This window comes from Nostoc sp., from assembly GCF_036917775.1.
In the GTDB taxonomy this organism is placed as follows: domain Bacteria; phylum Cyanobacteriota; class Cyanobacteriia; order Cyanobacteriales; family Nostocaceae; genus Nostoc.
Window position 1 is genome coordinate 59,914 of sequence record NZ_JBALEQ010000140.1, and the last position, 22,896, is coordinate 82,809.

General features: G+C 43.5%; 17 protein-coding genes. 16 read left to right on the forward strand and 1 reads right to left on the reverse strand.

From position 1 onward, the window contains the following. The first annotated feature begins 22 nt into the window (after positions 1-22). From V7K69_RS28280 to V7K69_RS28345, 14 genes are all read left to right on the forward strand, one after another. Positions 23-5,980: an AAA family ATPase gene (locus V7K69_RS28280; RefSeq protein ID WP_335040654.1), complete on the forward strand. Its 5,958-nt coding sequence runs from the start codon at positions 23-25 to the stop codon at positions 5,978-5,980. A gap of 19 nt (positions 5,981-5,999) precedes the next feature. Then, the gene (locus V7K69_RS28285; protein ID WP_335040657.1) at positions 6,000-6,362 is read left to right on the forward strand and encodes a four helix bundle protein; all 363 of its coding nucleotides are present in this window, start codon (positions 6,000-6,002) and stop codon (positions 6,360-6,362) included. Positions 6,363-6,369: 7 nt separating this feature from the next. Then, the gene (locus tag V7K69_RS28290) at positions 6,370-7,014 is read left to right on the forward strand and encodes a response regulator transcription factor (protein ID WP_335040659.1); all 645 of its coding nucleotides are present in this window, start codon (positions 6,370-6,372) and stop codon (positions 7,012-7,014) included. A gap of 208 nt (positions 7,015-7,222) precedes the next feature. Then, entirely contained in the window at positions 7,223-7,786 is a 564-nt protein-coding gene (locus V7K69_RS28295) for a DsbA family protein (RefSeq protein WP_335040661.1), read from the forward strand. A gap of 139 nt (positions 7,787-7,925) precedes the next feature. Further along, the gene (locus V7K69_RS28300) at positions 7,926-8,417 is read left to right on the forward strand and encodes a cupin domain-containing protein (protein ID WP_335040663.1); all 492 of its coding nucleotides are present in this window, start codon (positions 7,926-7,928) and stop codon (positions 8,415-8,417) included. A 48-nt stretch (positions 8,418-8,465) separates the two neighbouring features. Further along, the gene (locus V7K69_RS28305) at positions 8,466-9,305 is read left to right on the forward strand and encodes an alpha/beta fold hydrolase (RefSeq protein ID WP_335040665.1); all 840 of its coding nucleotides are present in this window, start codon (positions 8,466-8,468) and stop codon (positions 9,303-9,305) included. A 21-nt stretch (positions 9,306-9,326) separates the two neighbouring features. Beyond that, complete coding sequence (locus V7K69_RS28310) at positions 9,327-10,208, forward strand: oxidoreductase (RefSeq protein ID WP_335040667.1); 882 nt, start codon at positions 9,327-9,329, stop codon at positions 10,206-10,208. Between the two features lie 176 nt (positions 10,209-10,384). After that, on the forward strand, positions 10,385-11,386 hold the full coding sequence (ahr, locus tag V7K69_RS28315) for an NADPH-dependent aldehyde reductase Ahr (RefSeq protein ID WP_335040669.1): 1,002 nt from the start codon (positions 10,385-10,387) through the stop codon (positions 11,384-11,386). Positions 11,387-11,528: 142 nt separating this feature from the next. Then, entirely contained in the window at positions 11,529-13,124 is a 1,596-nt protein-coding gene (locus tag V7K69_RS28320) for a GMC family oxidoreductase (protein ID WP_335040671.1), read from the forward strand. 128 nt (positions 13,125-13,252) lie between these two features. Beyond that, on the forward strand, positions 13,253-14,641 hold the full coding sequence (locus V7K69_RS28325) for a mercuric reductase (protein ID WP_335040673.1): 1,389 nt from the start codon (positions 13,253-13,255) through the stop codon (positions 14,639-14,641). Positions 14,642-14,828: 187 nt separating this feature from the next. Beyond that, complete coding sequence (locus V7K69_RS28330; RefSeq protein ID WP_335040675.1) at positions 14,829-15,611, forward strand: glucose 1-dehydrogenase; 783 nt, start codon at positions 14,829-14,831, stop codon at positions 15,609-15,611. A gap of 122 nt (positions 15,612-15,733) precedes the next feature. Then, the gene (locus V7K69_RS28335; protein WP_335040677.1) at positions 15,734-18,406 is read left to right on the forward strand and encodes an MGH1-like glycoside hydrolase domain-containing protein; all 2,673 of its coding nucleotides are present in this window, start codon (positions 15,734-15,736) and stop codon (positions 18,404-18,406) included. Continuing rightward, positions 18,393-19,223 carry an MIP/aquaporin family protein gene (locus tag V7K69_RS28340; RefSeq protein WP_335040679.1) on the forward strand — a complete coding sequence of 277 codons (831 nt, stop codon included), beginning with the start codon at positions 18,393-18,395 and terminating at the stop codon, positions 19,221-19,223. The genes V7K69_RS28335 and V7K69_RS28340 overlap by 14 nt, the downstream gene beginning before the upstream one ends. Beyond that, positions 19,220-20,785 carry a GMC family oxidoreductase gene (locus V7K69_RS28345; protein ID WP_335040681.1) on the forward strand — a complete coding sequence of 522 codons (1,566 nt, stop codon included), beginning with the start codon at positions 19,220-19,222 and terminating at the stop codon, positions 20,783-20,785. The genes V7K69_RS28340 and V7K69_RS28345 overlap by 4 nt, the downstream gene beginning before the upstream one ends. A 28-nt stretch (positions 20,786-20,813) precedes the next feature. On the opposite strand, the gene V7K69_RS28350 is transcribed toward V7K69_RS28345, so the two are convergent. After that, entirely contained in the window at positions 20,814-21,215 is a 402-nt protein-coding gene (locus V7K69_RS28350) for a fasciclin domain-containing protein (protein WP_335040683.1), read from the reverse strand. A 431-nt stretch (positions 21,216-21,646) separates the two neighbouring features. Here V7K69_RS28350 and V7K69_RS28355 point away from each other — a divergent pair, with 431 nt between their 5' ends. Continuing rightward, positions 21,647-21,856 (forward strand): CopG family transcriptional regulator, encoded by a 210-nt coding sequence (locus V7K69_RS28355; RefSeq protein WP_335040685.1) that lies wholly within the window; start codon positions 21,647-21,649, stop codon positions 21,854-21,856. 214 nt (positions 21,857-22,070) lie between these two features. Further along, entirely contained in the window at positions 22,071-22,247 is a 177-nt protein-coding gene (locus V7K69_RS28360) for a DUF1427 family protein (protein WP_335040687.1), read from the forward strand. Positions 22,248-22,896 lie beyond the last annotated feature (649 nt).

Sequence of the window (22,896 nt, forward strand, 5' to 3'; positions counted from 1 at the left end):
CTGAGAAAATAGAGGGCTTTTGATGATTATCCTGCCAGAGGTGTCTATTCAAACCCAAATTTATGAAAGTCCTACGTCGCAGGTATACCGAGGTATTAGGATACGAGACGACCGAAGAATCATTGTCAAACTGCTAAAGCTTGATTATCCTTCTCCCCAGGAAATAATTCGTTACAGGCAAGAATATCAAATTACCTGTTCCCTCGACTTGGAAGGAGCAATCAAGGCATACAGCCAGAAAGCTTATCAGCGCACACTCGTCATTTTGTTGGAAGACTTTGGTGGTGAATCTATCGCTCGATGGATGCAGCAACCTAATTTCTTCCCAATGTCCTTATCTAGTTTTCTAAAATTAGCCATTGATATCACTGATATTTTGGGCAAAATTCATGGGGCTGGTGTGATTCACAAAGATATTAACCCTGGCAACATTGTCCTGAATCCTAATACTGGTCTTGTCAAAATTATTGACTTTGGCATTGCTACCTACCTAAATCGCACCAATCCAGCTTTCAAAAGTCCTCATGCGTTAGAAGGAACTCTTGCTTACCTCTCTCCAGAACAAACAGGGCGGATGAATCGTTCCCTCGATTATCGCACTGATTTTTACTCGCTTGGTGTAACCTTCTATGAATTGCTCACTGGACAGTTGCCATTTCCCACTAACGATGTTTTGGAACTTGTCCACTGTCACATTGCGAAACAACCTATCTCACCCCATGACCTGAATACTACGATTCCCAAACCTGTTTCCGATATCATTTTGAAACTGATGGCGAAAAATGCCGAAGATAGATATCAAAGTGCTTGGGGCATCAAAGCAGATTTACAGCAATGTGCAGAACAATTGACAACAACAAGTCAGATTACTTCTATTCAATTAGGTCTGCAAGATGTTTCCGATCAGTTTCAAATTCCCCAGAAGTTGTATGGACGAGAAACAGAAGTTGCAGCATTATTGGCAGCATTTGACAGAGTAGCCGTTTCTAATTCATTGCCAATGATGATGTTGGTTTCTGGTGATGCTGGGATTGGTAAATCTGCATTAGTGCAGGAACTTTATAAGCCCATTACCCAAAAGCGTGGTTATTTTATTTCGGGCAAGTTTGATCAATTTCAGCACAATATTCCCTACAGTGCGCTCGTCGATGCGCTGCGAAAATTAGTACAGCAACTGTTGGGTGAACCGGATAAAAAGATTCGACAGTGGCGATCGCACCTGCTTAATGCTGTTGGCAATAACGGACAATTAATCGTTGATGTCATTCCCGAAGTTGAGTTAATTATTGGCAAGCAGCCACAACTACCCGACGTAGGATCGACGGAAGCCCAAAATCGGTTTAACCTTGTCTTTCAAAAGTTCATTCGCGCCTGTTGCTCCTATGAGCATCCGTTGGTGATTTTTTTGGATGATTTGCAATGGATAGACTCCGCGACGCTGAAGCTGATTGAGTTGATTTTGACCGATTCTGGGCAGGAGACGGTACGCGATCCCATGACGCAATCTCTGCTTTTAATTGGAGCTTATCGAGATAACGAAGTAACTCCGGCACATCCGCTAATCGCAACCTTAGAGAAGCTAAAACAGGAAGCGATTGCGATTCGCCAGATAATGCTAACTCCGTTAGGACCAGAAGCCGTAACTCAACTGATTGCTGAGACTTTGCACAGTCATACTGAGGCGATCGCACCATTGGCTAAATTGGTATGGCGTAAAACAAATGGCAATCCCTACTTTACTAATGAATTTCTCAAAATTTTGTACGCCGAAAATCTCATTGTCTTTAATTTAGAGCAACGATGCTGGCAATGGGACATCGCACAAATTAAAGCTAAAAATATTACTGATAATGTCGTAGAGTTAACAATCAAAAAGTTAAAACAACTACCAGAGCCAACTCAAAGGGTTTTACGTTTAGCGGCTTGTGTCGGTGCTGAGTTTGATTTAGCAACACTAGCAGCAATCTGTGAACAACCAGCCGGAGAAATTTTTGCAGAACTCACCAGAGCGATTCAAGCAGAGTTAATAATAGCTATCTCAGAGTTAGATGAAAACCTGTTCATTCAAAATTACAAGTTTTCACACGATCGCGTGCAGCAAGCGGCTTATGCACTAATCCCAGAAGAACAGCAACCAATTGTTCACTTACAAATTGGTTATCTGTTGCTGCAAAGTAGCGAGTTTGAAACCACATCTCAAACCTTATTTAAGGTTGTCGATCACCTAAATATCGGTCGTAATCTCGTAACTAATCAACAGGAGCGAGATAGACTAACCAGACTGAATCTACTTGCAGGACAGAAAGCTAAAAAAACCTCGGCTCATAGTGCAGCACTGCAATATTTAACCACAGGTATAGAACTACTAGCCGCCGATAGTTGGCAGACTCAGTACGCTCTCACCTTAGCATTGTGCGAGGAAGCGACAGAAGCAGCATACCTGAGTGGCGATTTACAGGAAATGGAACAGCAGTCAATTGTTGTTCTTGAAAATGCGAATACAGTTTTAGATAAGATAAAAGTTTACGAAACTAAAATTCAGACTTATATTGCCCAAGGTCAGCAAATAGAGGGCATAAAAATTGGTTTAGAAGTTTTGCGATCGCTTGGCATCAATTTACCAGAAAAACCAACAGAAATTGATGTTCAAAAGCAATTAAAGCAAACAGCAGAAAACTTGAGTGTCATCAGCCCGGAATATTTACTTGAACTGCCCTTGATGAGAGAGCCAGATAAGTTGGCTGCTATGCAAATCTTATCAAGTTTGATTTCAGCTACCTTTCAAGCTGCGCCTTTATTATTACCGTTGATAATAGCAGAACAGATAAATTTATCTGTTTGTTATGGCAATACTTCCTTTTCATCTTTTGCCTATGCTGCTTACGGTGGAATGATTTTGAATGGCATCATCCAAGATTTTGAAAAAGCTTATCAATTTGGTAAATTAGCATTAAACCTGACTGCGCGATTAGATAGTCAAGAACTGAAGTGTAAGGTTGTAGAAATGGTTGCGGCGCATATCTTACACTGTAAAGAGCATATTAAACAAACCGTACCTTTACTTCAAGAAGGATACGAGGCTGGATTAGAAACCGGGGATTTAGAATTTAGTGCCTACTGTGCAGGTTTCAAATGCGTGTATTTATATTTCACTAATTTAGAATTAAACAAAATAGTATCAGAAATAAAAAAATATAGCAGTGTTTTAGCTCAAATTAAACAAGTAAATATTCTCAATTATCTTTTTTGCTTACAGCAGTTTATCTACAACTTAACAGAGCCAGTTGAGCGTCCATATTACTTAGTTGGCAGTTACTATAACGAAGAACAAATTTTGCCCATTCATATTCAGGCAAATGATAGAACCCCGCTCTATTATTTGTATTTATATAAATTTATTCTCAGCTATTTATTTGAAGATATTATACAAGCTAGAGAATATGCTGCTCAAACTGAAAGTTATATTGATGGGGTGATAGGAACTTTCTCAAGACCTGTATTTTATTTCTACGATTCTTTAACTCAACTGCAATTGTACTCATCTATTGCTGTTGACCAGAAAGAATATTTCCTGCTCGAAATAACAAAAAATCAGGAAAAGATGCGGAAATGGGCACAATCAGCCCCAACAAATTGTCAACACAAATATGATTTAGTTGCAGCTGAAAAAGCAAGGATTTTAAATCAATTTTTGCAAGCAGAAGATTTATATGAACAAGCAATTCAGGGTGCTAAAAATAACGAGTTCCTGCAAGAAGAAGCATTAGCTTATGAATTAGCTGCCAAACATTATTTAGCTCGTGGTCGGGAAAAATTTGCCCAAACGTATATGCAGGAAGCTCGTTATTGCTATGAAAGATGGGGAGCAACAGCAAAGGTCAAAGATTTAGAAACTCGCTATCCGCAAATGTTTTCTCAGTCAGCTAACGCAGCTTCTACGTCAATTCATACTTCGGCTGGGACGATTTCAACTACCCCAAATACTGCTTTTGATTTGGCGACAGTGATGAAAGCTTCTCAAGCCATTGCAAGCGAAATTGAACTAGAGCAGTTGCTCTGTTCTCTGATGCAAATCCTGATTGAAAATGCTGGCGCACAAACTGGATTTTTACTTTTGGAAGACGCAGGAGAATGGGCGATCGCAGCTGCTGGTGAAGTCTTGGATGGCGAACAGGTGTGTAAGACACAAGTCATGCGATCTCGTCTCACGACAAATCCCTTACCCGAATCGATTATCCAGTATGTAATTCGGACTCGTCAATCAATCATTCTTAATGATGCCTCTCGTGAAGGAGATTACATCAACGATCCCTACATTCAACAACATCAAACGCGATCGCTGTTGTGTTTACCATTATTAAATCAGAGTCAGCTTGTAGGGATATTATATCTAGAAAACCAGTTAGCAACTGGAGTGTTTACCCCTGAGCGATCGCACATTCTCAATCTGCTATCAACTCAAGCAGCGATCGGAATTGAAAATGCCAAACTCTACTCAAAACTCCGCACTAGTGAAAGCCAGATGGCGCAATTTTTAGAAGCAATTCCGGTAGGTATTGGCATCATTGATGCCACAGGCCGCCCTTATTACGCCAATCAGCTAGGAATTCAGCTTTTGGGCAAAGGGATTGATCCTAATGTAAAACCAGGGCAAATTGCTGAGGTTTATCAACTTTATTTAGCGGGAACAGATCAAACCTATCCAACAGAGAAAATGCCAATCATTCGGGCATTACGGGGCGATCGCACTAGAATTGACGACATGGAAATTCATCAAAATAACGCAATTATTCCCGTTGAGGGGTGGGGTACACCAGTTTTTGACGAACAGGGCAAGGTAGCTTATGCAATTGCAGCCTTTCAACATATCACAGAGCGGAAACAGGCAGAACATCTCTTAGCCAATTACAACCGCACGCTAGAACAACAGGTAGCAGAACGAACAGCAGCTTTACAGAAAAGCGAAGCCGCACTGCGCGAGCGCGAACAGGAATTACGGCTGATCACTGATACTCTACCTGCGTTGATTAGCTATGTGGATAGAAATCAGCGCTATCAGTTTCTTAACCAGACGTATGAAGTCTGGTTTGGCTGTAATCGAGATGAAATTCTCGGTAAGACTGTCCGTGAATTTATCTGTGATGAGGCTTATCAGATTATTGCACCGAACATTGCACGAGTGCAGACAGGTCAATTGACAACGTATGAGGCAGAAATTCCCTATCCGGCGGGCAAAAGGTATATTACTGCTACCTTTATTCCTGATTTCAATAGCAATGCTCAAGTGCAAGGATACTATAGTCTGGTTACAGATATTAGCGAACAGCGCAACGCTGCACTGCGTGAAAGCAAACGTGCCGAAGAAGCTTCCATTTTAGAGGAACGCAACCGTATGGCACGGGAAATTCATGATACATTGGCGCAAGCATTTACAGGTATTCTGGCTCAGGTAGGAGCCGCAAACCAGGTGTTAACGGATGATTTAGAAGCAACTCAGGCACATTTAGACTTGATCAAAGAATTGGCACGAACTGGACTGGTTGAGGCAAGGCGATCGGTGATTGCGCTTCGTCCCCAGCTTTTGGAAGAAGGTAGTTTACAGAGCGCTCTCCATCGTCTCGTGGCTCAAATTAGAGCTGCTGCCAACGATACAACTTTGTATTATGAGATCGAGGGTACAGTTTATTCTTTACCAGCTGAAGTGGAGAATAACCTATTGCGGATTGGGCAGGAAGCATTAACCAATGCCATTAAACACGCCAATGCTGAGGAAATTCGCGTTGAGCTAGTATACGATCATGACCGATTTTTCTTGCGCGTTAAAGACAATGGGCGGGGTTTTGGAGTTGGGAGTATACCGTCCTCTGATGGCTTTGGCTTATTAGGCATGAGCGAACGGGCAGAGCGCATCGGCGCACAACTGACGATTAAAAGTCAACCTGGGCAAGGAACAGAAATTATTGTCCTCGTTAGGGTGTAGGGGTTTGGGGTGTTAGAGTATGGGTAAATTAGAAAGTTATCGTGATTTAGAGGTTTGGAAAGTGTCGATGCCATTAGCGCAGGGAGTTTACCAAGCCACAGAAGTAATGCCAAAACATGAAATCTATGGATTAACTTCTCAGATTCACAGAGCCAGCGTTTCTGTACGTGCAAATATTGCTGAGGGTTATGGACGAAATCATCGCAAAGAATACCTTCACTTCCTTGGTATTGCTGATGGAAGCCTTAAAGAATCAGAAATCTTACTCCTCCTCGCAAATAATTTGAATTACATTAATGACATAGCTGAATTGATGAGTATGTGTGAAAGTGCAGGACGCTTACTCAACCGGCTTCGCCAAAGTCTCAAAGGGGGGGGATAGATAGCAAGTGACTTTTTCACACCCCACACCCCATACCCCAATTCGGGTTCTGATTGCGGACGATCATTCCATTTTTAGGCAGGGATTAGCCACGATTATTAGCCGTGACCCAGACATGATAGTGATTGCTCAAGCCGAAAATGGACAACAGGCGATCGCGTTATTTCAGGAACATCAACCAGATATTACGTTGATGGATCTCCGAATGCCTCAAGTTGAAGGAGTTGCAGCCATTACTGCAATTCGCGCTACATCTAAATCTGCGCGAATTATTATACTCACAACTTATGATAGTGACGAAGATATCTACCGGGGATTGCAGGCAGGTGCGAAAGGATATCTGTTGAAAGAAACTGAACCTGATGATCTGCTGAATGCCATTCGTATAGTTCATAGTGGTCGGCAGTATATTCCCCCAGATGTGGGAGCAAAATTAGTACAGCGAATGAGCAATCCAGAACTGAGTGAAAGAGAACTGGCGGTACTGCGTTCAATGGCACAGGGGATGAGTAATGCCGATATTGCGGCTGCTTTGAGCATCGGTGAAGGTACTGTTAAATCTCATGTAAATCGGATTTTGAATAAATTGGATGTGAGCGATCGCACCCAAGCTGTGATTGTTGCCGTTAAACGCGGAATTGTCAGTTTATAGGCTGTAATTTCGATTGAATTTCGATTCTAACTTTAGTTAGAGTCAACCTTCTATTCCAGGATAGAACGGTTACTCAATCAATTTATAGTGTAAAAATTCCAACTCATTGTAGAAGACAACTGAAAGCCAATTGCATATATTGAATTTATGCAAACACTGATGCAGTTTACTAGCAAGGTTCCAGTTTGCTTGATAAAAATGTAAAAATATGAGCGAAGACAGTGAAGACCATAGGTGCAGTTCCTTATCTGTGCCACCTTCAACCCAAGATCATATTCAAGGTTTACTGAATGCTACTGTGGCATTAGTAATGTATGGAGACTATCAATGTTCTCACAGTGCAGATATTTATCGATTGATTAAAGGAATTCAGAGACAGATTAGTGCTTCTTTAGAAAAAAGGAATTTTTGTTTTATCTTTCGCCATTTTCCCCAGGTAAAAATTCATCCTCAAGCTCAACACGCAGCAGAAGCAGCAGAAGCGGCGGCGGCTCAGAGTCATTTCTGGCAAATGCACGAGATGTTGTTTAGCCATCAACAACAACTCGGAAACGGTTATCTAATAGAGTATGCCAATCATTTAGGACTTAATATTTCTCCGTTTTTGCAAGATTTATCCAGAGGAGTGCATATTGATCGCATCAATGCAGACATCGAAAGTGGAAACCAGAGTGGAGTAATAGCTGCCCCAGCTTTGTTTATCAATGGAATTCGCTATAGCGATTGCTCCAACAAAGCCCAACTGACAGCAGCTCTGATTGGCATCAATTAAACCTGTAAAAAAGCATTTAGCTCGTTTTCATCATAATTACTCAAACAGCATCCCAAATATAGTTAATAACAAAAACTGCATTCCATCAGGAATATCTGCTGAGTTTTCAATTGATGTGTTAATTAGAAAGAGAATTCCCATGACGATAGATTCTCAAGGATTGATACAACAACCAGGTCAAGGTAATTCCTACTGGTTTGACCGCGATCTATACACTTTTAAGGCGGTGGGCGAAGATACAGGAGAAGCGTATGCACTCTGCGAGGTGGTGGTTGCACCTCAAGGCGGTGGTACACCTCCTCATAAACACAGCCGGGAAAATGAATCGTTCTACATTCAAGAGGGTGAGCTAGAATTCCAGCTTGATGAACAAATTGTAGTTGCCACGCCTGGAACATTCCTTCACTCGCCCAAAGGTCAGTTGCATCGATTTACCAACACTGGCTCTACTCCTGCAAAACTCCTGGTTTGGGTAACACCAGCAGGATTTGAGAAATTTATTGCCGAAGTTGGTAAAGCTGCAAATACTCAGGTATCCCCTGCGCCATCATTGAGCGCCGCAGATTTAGAAAAAATTATCATCACTGCACCCAAATACGGGATTGAAATTATTCCTCTACCTGCTGCCTAGTGTCAGCAGACAACATTTACAGTCAACCTACTTACAAAGGAAACTCCTATGGCTTACGTTACCGTTGGTCAAGAAAACTCTGAAAACATTGATATTTACTACGAAGATTTGGGGACTGGGCAACCTGTTGTCCTGATTCACGGTTTTCCGTTGAACGGTCATTCTTGGGAAAAGCAGGTCTTGATTTTGCTAGATAAGGGCTATCGAGTCATTACCTATGATCGCCGAGGCTTTGGCAACTCCAGCCAGCCCTCATTTGGTTATGACTACGATACCTTTGCTGCGGATCTGAACGTACTCATCACCAAACTTGATTTACATAATGCTGTGCTAGTTGGCTTCTCAATGGGAACTGGCGAAGTAACGCGCTATCTTGGCAAGTATGGCTCAGAACGTGTCAGTAAAGCGGTGCTGATGGCTCCAGTACCTCCCTTCTTACTGAAGACAGATGATAACCCAGAAGGAGTTGATCAAAGCGTTTTTGATGGAATTATGAGCGCAATTGTCGCGGATCGCCCAGCCTATCTATCGGCATTTTTCAAAGACTTTTTCAATGTGGATGTGCTGCTTGGCCAACGCATCAGCAATGAAGCAATTCAAGCAAGTTGGAATGTAGCTGCGGGTGCTTCTGCCAAGGCAACGTTAGATTGTGTTCCATCCTGGTTAACTGATTTTCGCAATGACTTACCACACATTGATGTGCCAACTTTAATCATTCAAGGAGATGCCGATCGCATTTTGCCGATTAACTCCACTGGAACTAGATTACCCGAGTTAATCAAAAACAGTCGATTGGTAGTGATACCGGGTGGCCCTCATGCAATCAACTGGACGCACGCGGATCAGGTTAACCCCCTCTTACTAGACTTTCTCAGAGAAGACAATTAACGCAATCATCACATCATTCCTATGACAAACCAACAATCATCTCGCGTCTGGCTGATTACGGGTAGTTCAACAGGCTTCGGACGCGCTCTGGCTGAAGCCGCCTTAGCTCAGGGCGATCGCGTCATTGTAACGGCTCGTGATGTCAGAAAAATTCAAGATTTAGAGCAACAGTATCCGCAAACCGCAAAAGCAGTTCCTTTAGATGTCACCGATCAAGCAATGATTCAAACGGCTGTGGAAAGCGGAAAAGAGGCATTTGGCAGAATTGATGTAGTGGTAAACAATGCGGGTTATGGATTAATGGGCGCGATCGAAGAAGTGAGTGACCAGCAAATCCGCGACCAATTTGAAACCAATTTCTTTGGGCTTCTGAATGTGACTCGCGCTATCATTCCCATACTCAAGAAACAAAACGCTGGCCATATTTTGAACATTTCTTCAGTGGGCGGACGAATAACAGTTCCGACAATGGGGCTATATCACGCCTCTAAATATGCAGTTGAAGGGCTTTGTGAGAGCCTGGCACAAGAAGTTGAATCCTTTGGTATCAAAGTGACAATCATTGAACCCGGTGGCTTTGATACCGACTTTGCCAATCGCTCTTTGAATATGGCAAATCAGATGCCAGAATACGATTCCCTGCGAGAGTACATAGTCAACTTTTCCGCAGCGCATCCTCGCGGTCATGTACCGACAGGGGTTCAGGCGATGTTGAAAGTAGTGGAACTTCCTGAACCGCCTCTGCATTTGGCAATTGGGCCTAGAGCATTGCCGTCAATCATTGAAAAACTTTCCTCAGATATTAAAGAATATCAACGCTTTGAGAACATTTGGCAGGATTCTACCGCCAATGCAGGTTTAGGATTCAGTTTTCCTAACCTCATACAGCATATTTCACAATAGCAAACCAAATATCGAGTACGAACATAAATATTTTCCTTCTTCACTACACCCTACATCCCACATCCCACACCCAAAAGCCTTATAAGTAAGGGGTTTGGCGTTATCTTAGTGCCATTCGCACAATAACAAGGATTACTTTTTCAAAGAATTGATATTAGATAGGAGTAAAATTCAGCATGATTCACGCGTATGCAGCCAAAACAGTAGATGCCCCACTAGAGCCATTTGAATACGATCCAGGTGTGCTGAAAGACCAAGAAGTAGAAATTAATGTTGAATATTGCGGACTCTGCCATAGCGACCTGATTATGCTCAAAAATGAATGGGGTTTCAGCCAGTATCCCTTTGTACCGGGTCATGAAGTTGTCGGAACAATTGCAGCCGTTGGCGATCGCGTCACTACTCTCAAAGTCGGTCAGCGCGTTGGATTGGGGTGGTCTTCCCATTCTTGTATGCACTGCGAATATTGTATGTCGGGCGATCACAACTTGTGTCTAACCCTAGAGCAAACGATTGTTGGTCGATATGGCGGATTTGCTGACAAGGTACGGGCCCATGAAGAATGGGTAACTCCTCTGCCAGCAAGAGTTGATCCTGCTAAGGTAGGGCCGCTGTTCTGTGGAGGTGTTACCGTGTTTAACCCCATTGTTCAATTTGATGTCAAACCAACCGATCGAGTTGGTGTAATTGGGATCGGGGGGCTTGGACATCTGGCACTGCGGTTTTTAAAAGCTTGGGGATGCGATGTCACGGCATTTTCCACTAATCCGAATAAAGAGTCTGAAGCTCATGAGTTAGGAGCAGATCACTTCATCAACTCTCGTGATGCTAAAGCGATTGAATCTGTTACCAACTCCTTTGACTTTATTATCTCAACAGTGAATGCAGATTTAGACTGGGCAATTTACATTAATGCGCTGCGTCCCAAAGGGCGGTTACATTTTGTTGGCACCGTGCCGAATCCAATTCAACTGAGTGTGCTTCCCTTAATTTTTGGGCAAAAATCTCTATCGGGTAGCCCTACCGGTAGCCCAACAACAATCGCAAAAATGCTCGACTTTGCTGCTCGTCATGGCATTGAACCTGTGACAGAGACTTTTGATTTTAGCCAAGTGAATGAAGCACTCGCTCATCTAGAAGCAGGAAAGGCTCGTTATCGAATTGTCTTAAAACATTAAATCCAGGGAGTGTAGGAAGAATAAGGAGGAGTTGAGAATGGGTGCTAAAGGCCATCGCTTTATGCAACGCAACACCTCCCACCCTATGAGTGAGAAATTCGGGTGAATTTATCTACTACAAACAACCGAAAAGTAGGATGTTATGACTCAATATGACTACATTGTAATTGGTGCAGGTTCGGCAGGTTGTGTAGTTGCCAACCGTCTGACAGAAAACAGTGAAACAACCGTGTTATTACTCGAAGCTGGCAACCCAGATACTAAAGCGGAGATTCAAATCCCGGCAGAATGCCTCAGCTTACTCGGCTCCGAAGTTGACTGGGCATACTTCTCTGAGCCAGAACCATACCTCAACGATCGCCAAATCTTTTGTCCCCGTGGCAAAGTCTTGGGTGGCAGCAGTTCGATTAATTTCATGATTTATATGCGGGGCAATCATCACGATTATGACCACTGGCAGTCATTGGGGAACCCCGGCTGGAGTTACCAGGATGTACTGCCTTATTTCAAGAAATCCGAGCATCAGCAACGCGGCCCATCCGAATACCACGGGGTTGACGGGGAATTGAGCGTGACCGATCTCATTGCCCCTGCTGTGGTATCCCAACGCTTTGTCGATGCAGCAGTGGCAATGGGATATCCTAATAATCCTGATGCCAATGGGGTACAGCAGTCAGGTGCAGGACTCTATCAGTTGACAATCAAGGATGGTAAGCGTCACAGCACCGCAGCCGCTTTCCTCTTACCCATTCTCCAGCGTCCCAATTTGACTGTAATCACAAAAGCTTTGGTGACTCGATTGTTGTTTGAGGACACCCGCACCGTTGGCGTGGAATACCTGCACGAAGGAACACTGCATCAAGTCAGGGTTAACCAGGAAGTAATTTTAAGCGCTGGCGCGTTCGATTCGCCTAAGCTGTTGATGCTTTCTGGTATTGGGAATGCAAAACACCTGCAAGCATTGGGAATTCCGGTAGTAGTTGAGTTGCCAGGTGTCGGTCAAAATCTTCAGGATCACCCTCTCGTACCCGTGGTATACGAAGCAACCAAGGATTTACAGAGAGCCAGCACCAGTAGTATTGCGGAAGCTAGTTTGTTTTTGCATACTCAGGGTGATGTGGATGCTGCACCAGATTTACAGTTTATCTTCGGCCCATTTGTGTTTCGACTCCCTGGGTATGCTCACTCTGGTTTAGGATTCACAAGTCTAGTCTGTTTGACCCATCCCCAAAATATTGGGAGTGTCAGTCTGCGTTCACCCGACCCCCAAGACGTACCGATGATTCGGCTAAACTATCTGCAAAGTGAAGCCGATGTGCAGAAGCTCGTTGCTGGGATTAAATTAATGCGTGATTTGTTCGGTGCAAGTGCCTTTGATGAATTTCGCGGTGAGGAAGTTGCCCCTGGTAAAGATAAACAGAGCGATGAAGCACTCATTGCTTATGTTCGAGAAGTTTGCAATACGGTGTATCATCCGGTCGGCACCTGCAAAATGGGTACCGATTCAATGGCAGTTGTAGACCCTGAACTGCGGGTATATGGGGTTGAAGGGTTGCGTGTCGTGGATGCCTCCATTATGCCAACAATCACTACCGGAAATACGAATGCACCTAGTATTATGATCGGCGAAAAAGCCGCCGATTTAATTAAAGCCGCAGGTGGTATTTCACAGCAAACATCTTTAGCGATCGCGCAAACCGCACCACGCGGATTAATAAAAAATCAAGGTTTTTATTAACCTACGTAGGCAGGTTTCGTCTGTGTAGCCGCGACTTCCAGTCGCCTGGTGCAAGATATCACTCCCGGTTCGCAAGTACTCAGGCTAAACATACAGCAAGTATCAGTAAAAACCCAAAGGATATGTAAATGAACACTGAATCCTATGACGATATTATTATCGGCGGCGGCAAAGCGGGTAAAACACTTGCACCAGCGCTGGTTGCTGACGGACGTAAAACCGCTTTGGTTGAACGCAGCTTAAACATGATTGGTGGCGGGTGTATCAATATCGCTTGCATTCCTACTAAAACGATGGTGGCGAGTGCCAATGTAGCAAACACAGTGCGAAACAGTGCCGCTTATGGTGTTAAAACCAATACACCCACCGTTGATTTAGCAGATGTGATCCGACGTAAACGATCAGTTGTGCAAGGGATGCGTGAAATGAACTTGCACAATTTAGAAACTGCTTTGGGTCACGAACTGATCATTGGTACAGCCCGCTTTGTTGCTCCCAAAACGATCGCAGTAACGACCACTGAGGGGAACAATCGCTTACTTACCGCCGAACGCTTATTTATTAATACAGGTACACGACCGTTAATTCCATCCATTCCCGGACTTACAGAAGTTGAGTTTTTAACGAGTGAGTCGATTATGGAGTTAGAGCAGTTACCTGAGCATCTGATCGTTCTTGGTAGTGGCTATATTGGTTTAGAGTTTGCCCAGATGTTTCGGCGCTTTGGCTCTGGCGTTACTGTCATTGGGCAAAGCGAGCAAATCTTGTCACAGCAAGATCCAGATATAGCGATCGCAGTTCAAACACTGCTAGAACAAGATGGTATTGAATTTTTATTAGAGGCGAAGGTGTTAAAAATTGATCGCACTGCTAATGAAACCATCCTGCAAATCCAAGTAGGTGATCGCTCCCTCACCCTTCAAGGGTCGCATTTACTCGTTGCCGTTGGTCGTGCGCCCAATACTGAGAGCTTAAATTTAAGTGCTGCTGGTGTGGCAACCGATACACGCGGATTTATTCAAGTCAACGATCGCTTAGAGACAAATGTACCCGGAATTTGGGCGTTAGGCGATATCAATGGCGGGCCGCAATACACCCATATATCGCTCGATGATTATCGCATTATCAAAGCCAATTTAATTGATGGGGGCAACCGGAGTACAGGCGATCACTTAGTGCCATCGTGTTTGTTCATCGATCCAGAACTAGCTCATGTGGGTTTGACTGAAACTGAAGCACAGCAACAAGGATATGCTATCCGTGTGGCGAAGGTTGATGCGTCAGCCGTTCCTAGAGCAAAAACACTCGGTCAAACCGATGGACTGCTAAAGGCGATCGTGGATACCGAAACAGGTCGGATTTTAGGGTGTTCCCTGTTGTGTCATGAAGCGGGGGAAGTGATTTCGACGGTGCAGATGGTGATGCAAGCTCAGATGCCTTACACCGTTCTGCGCGATGGCGTTTTGACTCATCCCACGATGACCGAAGGGTTAAATATATTGTTTTCCAAGTTGTAAGGAATACTGAGACAGGTCGTATTCTATAGTGTTGTATCATATCCAAAGAAAGACTTATTCATACTACAGTAGGCAGAGCGCCAGTGAGAAAATAGTTTTAGATTTTTGCATAGATATGAACGATCGTTAATTAACTAGACTTGATGTAACAGAGCGCTTTCAATACTAAAGTCATTGGAACAGGTATATGAAACTAAAAGATAAAATTGCACTGGTTACAGGGAGTAGTCAAGGGATAGGACAGGCGATCGCAATTCGTCTAGCACATGAAGGAGCAAGTATTGTCATTAACTACCGCTCTCATCCTGAAGGGGCAGAAGAAACCTTATCGAAGGTAAAGGCGGCTGGTGGTCAGTGCCATATCGTAGACGGGTTTACAATTCAAGGAGATACAGGGACGGTTGCCGATGTGCAGCGCATGATTACAGACAGTATTTCCCACTTTGGTAAGCTAGATATTTTGGTTAACAATGCCGGAATAGAAAAAAACGCCAACTTTTGGGATGTCACTGAAGCTGATTACGATGCTGTGATGAATGTGAATCTCAAAGGAATATTCTTTGCCACACAAGCATTTGTACAACACCTACTAGAAACAAAGCAACCTGGCAAGATTATTAATATTAGTTCCGTACACGAAGAATTACCCTTTCCGCACTTTGCTGCCTACTGTGCTAGCAAAGGTGGCTTGAAAATGCTCACCCGTAATTTGGCTGTGGAACTGGCTCCTCATGGCATTAATATTAATAATGTTGCGCCAGGGGCAATTGAAACTCCCATGAATACTAAACTTTTAAACGATCCACAGAAGTTAGGGACACTCCTGAAAAACATTCCTTTGGGAAGATTGGGACAACCAGGAGATGTTGGATCTATGGTGGCATTTCTCGCATCTTCTGAGTCAGATTATGTGACTGGCACAACATTTTTTGTTGACGGTGGATTGCTCTGGAATTATCAAGAACAATGAGGGCATGGGGCATGGGACAGAGAAGTTCAAAGCATCATTAATCAAGTTTCGATCCCAATTACCAATGCCCAATTCCCCATGCCCATTTTGAATTTTAAATTTTGAATTCGGAGCGAAGCGACGTGACTCCAGAAGAAGTAAGATTGCAGCAGGATCAAGAACGTGTTGCCTACTGGAAACGCTGGGGGCCTTATCTCAGCGATCGCCAATGGGGAACGGTGCGGGAAGATTACAGCCATGACGGTTCTGCTTGGGATTATTTTCCTCACGATCATGCCCGATCGCGTGTTTATCGTTGGGGCGAAGATGGCATTGCTGGTATTTCCGATAGTCGGCAGCGTTTGTGTTTTGCGATCGCTCTGTGGAATGGCAACGATCCCATTCTCAAAGAACGATTGTTTGGGCTAACGGGCACAGAAGGTAATCACGGTGAGGATGTTAAAGAGTATTACTTTTATCTTGACAATACGCCCACCCATTCCTACATGAAATGCTTGTACAAGTATCCCCAACAAGCATTTCCCTACACGCAACTGTTAGAAGAAAATCGACGCAGAAGCAAATTTGAACCGGAGTTTGAGCTACTTGATACAGGCATCTTTGCTGAGAACCGTTATTTTGATGTTTTTATAGAGTATGCCAAAGCTACACCGGAAGATATTTTGATTCAAGTTGCTATCACTAATCGCAGTTCCCAAGTCAGCACACTCCACTTACTGCCAACACTCTGGTTTCGGAATATCTGGGCTTGGAATCCCGAAATTGAGAAACCTTTTATGAAAGTGGTTAGCTCAGATTCCAACTTCAGTTTAATTGAAGCTAAGAATTCTCACCTGGGAACTCGTTGGCTTTACTGCCAAGGAGACACAGAACTTCTGTTTACCGACAACGAAACCAACTACGAACGATTATTTGGTTACAAAAATGACTCACCTTATGTCAAAGATGGCATTAATGAGTATGTTGTAAATGGGAAAACAGCAGCCGTCAATTCCAACTGTATAGGTACAAAGTTTGCCTCTCACTACAAATTAACCATCAATCCAGGTGAAACTAAAGTTGTACGCTTGCGGTTGAGTGATGTGCAAACTCTGACAGATTCTTTTGGCAAAGATTTTGACACAATTTTCCAGACACGCATTGCTGAAGCTGATGAATTTTATCAGGGCATTTCTCCCTTTCCCGTGTCAGAAGATGAGCGCAATATTCAACGTCAAGCCTTTGCCGGCTTGCTATGGAGCAAGCAGTATTATAACTATGTCGTCCATGACTGGCTCAAGGGCGATCCCCAACAACCGCCACCTCCACCAGAACGACAGGCTGGACGCAACCATGAGTGGATTTCTCTATTTAGTGAAGATATCCTCTCAATGCCAGACAAGTGGGAATACCCTTGGTTTGCTGCTTGGGATTTAGCATTTCACTTGATTCCCTTAGCTGTCATCGATCCAAGTTTTGCCAAGTTGCAGCTTGACCGCTTGACACGAGAATGGTATATGCAGCCCAATGGTCAATTACCTGCTTACGAATGGGCATTTGGTGATGTTAATCCACCCGTGCAGGCGTGGGCAGCTTTGCGGGTTTATCAAATCGAGCAGAAGTCTTGCAAAAAAGGTGATCGCGCTTTTCTGGAAAAGGTCTTTCACAAACTGTTGCTGAATTTTACTTGGTGGGTAAATCGCAAAGATATAGAAGGTAAGAACGTATTTCAGGGTGGATTTTTGGGGCTGGACAACATCGGAGTATTTGACCGCAGCAATGAACTACCTACAGGCGGGCATCTCAATCAAGCAGATGGTACAAGCTGGATGGGAATGTACTGTTTAAATATGCTAGCGATCGCCTTGGAACTCGCCAAAGAAGATTCTACCTACGAAGACATTGCCAGCAAGTTCTTCGAGCATTTTCTCTACATTGCCGATGCCATTGACGGTATTGGGAATTCAGATATTTCGCTATGGAATGAAGAAGACGGCTTTTACTACGATGCGCTGCGTTTACCTGATGGACGGCAATTTCCCGTCAAAGTGCGCTCAATGGTTGGGTTAATTCCCCTTCACGCTGTCACAGTGCTGGAATTAGAAACTTTAGAGCGTTTTCCAGGCTTCAAGCGTCGGATGGAATGGTTCATACGTAATCGCCCAGATTTAAAAGATAATGTCGCCTGTATGGAAACACCGGGGGTAGGTGCGAGAAGGCTATTAGCGATCGCTTACAAGACAAAGTTACAACGTATTCTGCAACGGATGCTCGACGAGAATGAATTCTTGAGTGATTACGGAATTCGCGCCATCTCCAAGCATCACCTCAAATATCCTTATATATTACATCAAGGCGAACATGATTACTGCGTTCGTTACGAACCCGCCGAATCTACCACAGGTTTGTTTGGTGGCAACTCTAACTGGCGTGGCCCGATTTGGTTCCCAGTAAACTACTTAATTATTGAATCACTCTGGAGCTTTTATGATTACTTCGGAGATAGCTTGAAGGTGGAATATCCTACAGGTTCCGGGCAAGAAATGACATTAAAGGAAATAGCGATCGCGCTTTCTCATCGCTTAGTTGCGATTTTTAAGCAAGATCTTGCCGGTCGTCGTCCGGTATATGGCGGTCTGGAAATATTTCAATCCGATCCCCATTGGCGCAATTATATTTTGTTTCACGAATACTTTCATGGAGATAACGGGGCTGGTATTGGAGCCAGTCATCAAACAGGCTGGACAGGATTAGTCGCCGCGCTAATTCTCCAAAATGCTGAACACCGAGCGCAAGAGCAGCATGGAAACATTTAGAAAGCATTTACCAGAATACTTAATGGAAGCAGCACAGCTAGCATTATTTCTGATTGCTGCGGGAGTATTCACCTGTGTATTTCAGTATCCTGGTTCCCCGATTCATCAAGCAATTCCCAATGGCGATTTGCGTCGGTTTTTAATTGGTGTGGTCATGGGAATAACCGCAATTACTCTCATTTATTCGCCTTGGGGCAAGCAATCCGGCGCACACATGAATCCTGCTGTCACGCTCACATTCTATCGTCTGGGAAAAGTCAAGCGTCAGGATGCTATTTTTTACATTCTGTTTCAGTGTTTGGGCGGTTTGTTTGGGGTTTATTTGGTCGCATTATTGCTGGGTCAGGTGTTCACCAAAGTTCCTGTGAATTATATCGTCACCGTGCCAGGAAAATCAGGTTGGGTTATAGCTTTATTGGGCGAACTAGTCATTGCATTCGTAATGATGATGACCGTTTTATTAAGTAGTAACAACCAGAAACTCAATCGCTTTACAGGGCTATTTGCCGGATTTTTAGTAATGCTTTACGTTTTTTTTGAAGCTCCTCTATCTGGCTTTGGCATGAACCCTGCCCGCAGTCTAGCTTCTGCTTTCCATGCTCACATTTGGACAGCATTTTGGCTATATGTAATTGTGCCACCTGCGGGGATGTTTCTGGCATCAGGAGTATATCAATACCTATTTGGCAAACGCACCGTCAAGTGTGCCAAATTGCATCACGCCAATCACAAACGCTGTATTTTTCGCTGTGACTACAATCGTCACGGCAAAATCGATTTGAGTGACTCTCTGCCAATTCCAGGAGAACAATCATGACAACCAACACTCATTATGATGCAATTATCATCGGCACTGGGGCGGGTGGAGGCACTTTAGCCTATCATCTTGCACCCAGTGGCAAGAAAATTTTAATTTTGGAACGGGGTAAATTTTTACCGCGAGAAAAGGAAAACTGGAGTGCGCTGGAAGTTTACCAAAAAGAAAGGTATCACACTCCAGAGCAGTGGTATGACGTAAACCATAAACCTTTCCGTCCAGCAATGAACTACTGGGTTGGTGGTAATACCAAAGTTTATGGTGCAGCTTTGTTACGATTACGCGAACGCGATTTTGAGCAAGTTGAACACAAGGACGGTATTTCACCAGAATGGCCATTAAAATACCGCGACTTTGAAGCGTACTACACTCAAGCAGAGCAGCTTTATGATGTTCACGGTCAAGGGGGTATCGATCCCACCGAGGCAGCTAGAAGTTTACCTTATCCTCATCCTCCCGTACACCATGAACCCCGAATGCAGGAACTTGTTAACAGTCTGAGACAAGCTGGTTTGCATCCCTTTAATCTGCCCTTGGGATTGAAACTTAATGAAGTAGATAAGAGCCTGGGGAATTGTATTCGTTGCGATACCTGCGATGGCTTTCCTTGTTTAACTCAAGGTAAAGCTGATGCTGAAGTTAACTGTATTCAACACATTCGCCATAATGAAAACATTACTTTACTGACTGAAGCCAAAGTCACACGGTTACATACAAGTCCCTCTGGTCGAGAAGTTACCCGCGTAGAAGCTGAGATTGACGGCGAAACTCAATTCTTTACAGGTGATATTGTTGTAGTTGCTTGTGGCGCGATTAACTCAGCAGCATTGTTATTGCGATCGCACAATGACCAACATCCCAACGGATTGGCAAACAGTTCCGATCAAGTGGGGCGCAACCTGATGAAGCATATTTCTATGGCAATGGTGCAACTCAACACAAAACTCAATCCTTCTGTTTACCAAAAAACGATCGCCATTAGTGATTTTTATTGGGGCGAATCTGATTTTCCCTACCCAATGGGCTTGGTACAAAATACTGGCAACGTCTTGGCAGATATGCTACCCGCCGAAGTTCCCGCACTGATGGCTCCACTATTAAGGCTGCGACCAGGGGCAGAACTGAAAACAGTTGCCGATCATACAGTTGGCTGGTGGTTGCAAACAGAAGACTTACCAGATCCTGAGAATCGCGTGCGGGTAGAAAAAGAACGCCTTTACTTAAACTATAAACCCAACAATTTAGAAGCTAGCGATCGCCTAGCTAAACGCTGGGTAGGTGTTCTCAAGCAGGTCGATCGGGCAGAACACTGTATTCCTTTCAGTCTCTATCCCCGCAACATGATGCCACTGCAATCGGTTGGTCATCAATGCGGTACTTGTCTTTTTGGAGAAGACCCAAAAACCTCTGTACTGGATCTTAATTGCCGTACCCATAACGTAGATAATCTCTATGTTGTCGATGGCAGCTTTTTTCCATCCAGTTCTGCCGTCAATCCCACGCTGACCATTATCGCTAATTCATTGCGAGTTGGCGATCGTTTACTAGAGCGCTTGAAATGACAATAGCTTTGCCAAAAAAAGAGGCATTTTACTGAGGGATTAATACCTGATCAATAACATGAATCACACCATTATCTGCTGACACATCCGGTGTGACAACTGTTGCATCATTTACCTTAATACCATTATTAGAATCAATTTTGAGGTCTGTTCCTTGGGTTGTTGTTACCTCGGACAACTGTGCCAAATCTACTGCAACAATTTTTTGGGCTACTACGTGATACTCTAAAACTTTTCTTAACTCAAGCACATCTTCAAGTAATGCTTCTACAGTACCAGATGGCAGTTTAGAAAATGCCTCATCTGTTGGTGCAAACACGGTAAATGGGCCGGAACCTTTGAGCGCGGTGTCCAAACCAGCAGTTGTAATTGCTGTTACCAAGGTGTTGAAAGTATTTGCATTGATTGCAGTATCTATAATATCTGGCATTGAGCTTTACCTTAATTGTCAAAAAACTTGATACTTAGAGGTTTACCACACTTGAGTATCTAGAAAATATAAACCTACGCTAGATGCAATTGAAGAGTAAATATACTTGTCACACTTTCTGAAGTGATTGCGCTGACGAAATAAAAGTCGAAAGAATCTCTACGATTAATAGGTGTGAGCTTTGTGAATGACCTACACCCCCACCTTAGAGAAGCACACCACAGACGTATACCCGCTATCCATTGTTAACCCAAAGGAGCCACTGACCCAGGTTATACGTTCCAGTAAATCTCCCCATCAACAACACCAATAGAAAAGCCAATTGTTTTGAGATTGATTGGATTAAATTGGCTAAAAGCCAGATTAAGAGAGGCTTTGAAACAAAGGTATAATTTTCTGTGACAAAAGTAATAGGGCAGTATAAAAAGTAAATGGTGAATAAAAAATGGGCAGTTAAACGATTGACAGAAAATCTCACGGCAACAGAGACAGAGAAATTGTCACAATACTGTGCAAAAACAGGAAGACCCATTAACGATGTAATTCGGGCATTACTGCGTTCTTTAAAGGTTGATAGTGACGAAGCATCGGAAATTGCGCCAGATTCTAAAGTTTCAGAATTAGCTGGGCTTCTAGTATGACTTGGAAAGGGTTGCATCCAATTTTGATTTTAAGCAACATTGTTTACCAAAAAGGGATTTACCTGACTAAGAAAGCCATGAAGCAAGTCGAGTCGAGATTGCAGCGAAATCCACTTCTGCCCAAATCGGATATCTTGATTCAACCAATTTAGATGGTAAATTCTTTTTCGGAAATCACCTTAGCACTTTTACTCGTTATTAAGGGGCAATTGCAATGGATTTCAAACAAGCGGGTTTATCTCTATTAAGTGGCTGGATTATCGGTGTGGTGTTTATGGCGACAAAGCTACCCGCACCTGTTCCTCCACTTATGGGGTTAATTGGAGCAGCAGGTGTACTGCTCGGTGGTTATTGCTACGAAATTATCGCCAAACTTGTGATGAAACAATGACTATTTAAAATGCAACCTATGAAAAAAAGCAATACGGTTCTTTCCTACTCCGCTTACCCCCGCTACCAACTACTTTTGACCACATCCAAAGGTGATTAGCATTTGTCGTGTCATATTTAGATTCTCAGACTCCAGCATCACACCCAACCGCTCATCAATCGCTAGGATATTGAGTAATTCTTTATACGGAATTGCCTATTTCTTCGCTTGAGCGATTCTTCGAGAACACCACAGGCATCGCAGAACTTTTTGGTATACTGAGTGTATCTTAAGTTGCCACGCATGTGATAGCATACCTTCAACAATTTTAGATAGCATATCCAATCCATGAATCAAGTTCGACTCCCCAAAGTTAGCGTCGCCGTGATTGGTTTGGTAGTTGCAAGCGTATTTCATGCTACTCCCGTGCAGGGAGCGATTCTAACTAGACAAGAATTTTCAGGTAATTTTACCTTAGTCGATGCTACTAGCCCATTCCTTACGAACTCTTTGCCATTCAAGAGCGAATATTCAGGATTTGTGGTTTACTCAGAGTCCGGGACTTTGAGCGATTGGTTCATTTGGGTTAAATACAGTTTCTAAAAATGAAACTACTGTTGATAGTTTCTGCTCATATTCAAGCGAGGCTTTATTTTTAGTCGTAGTAGTC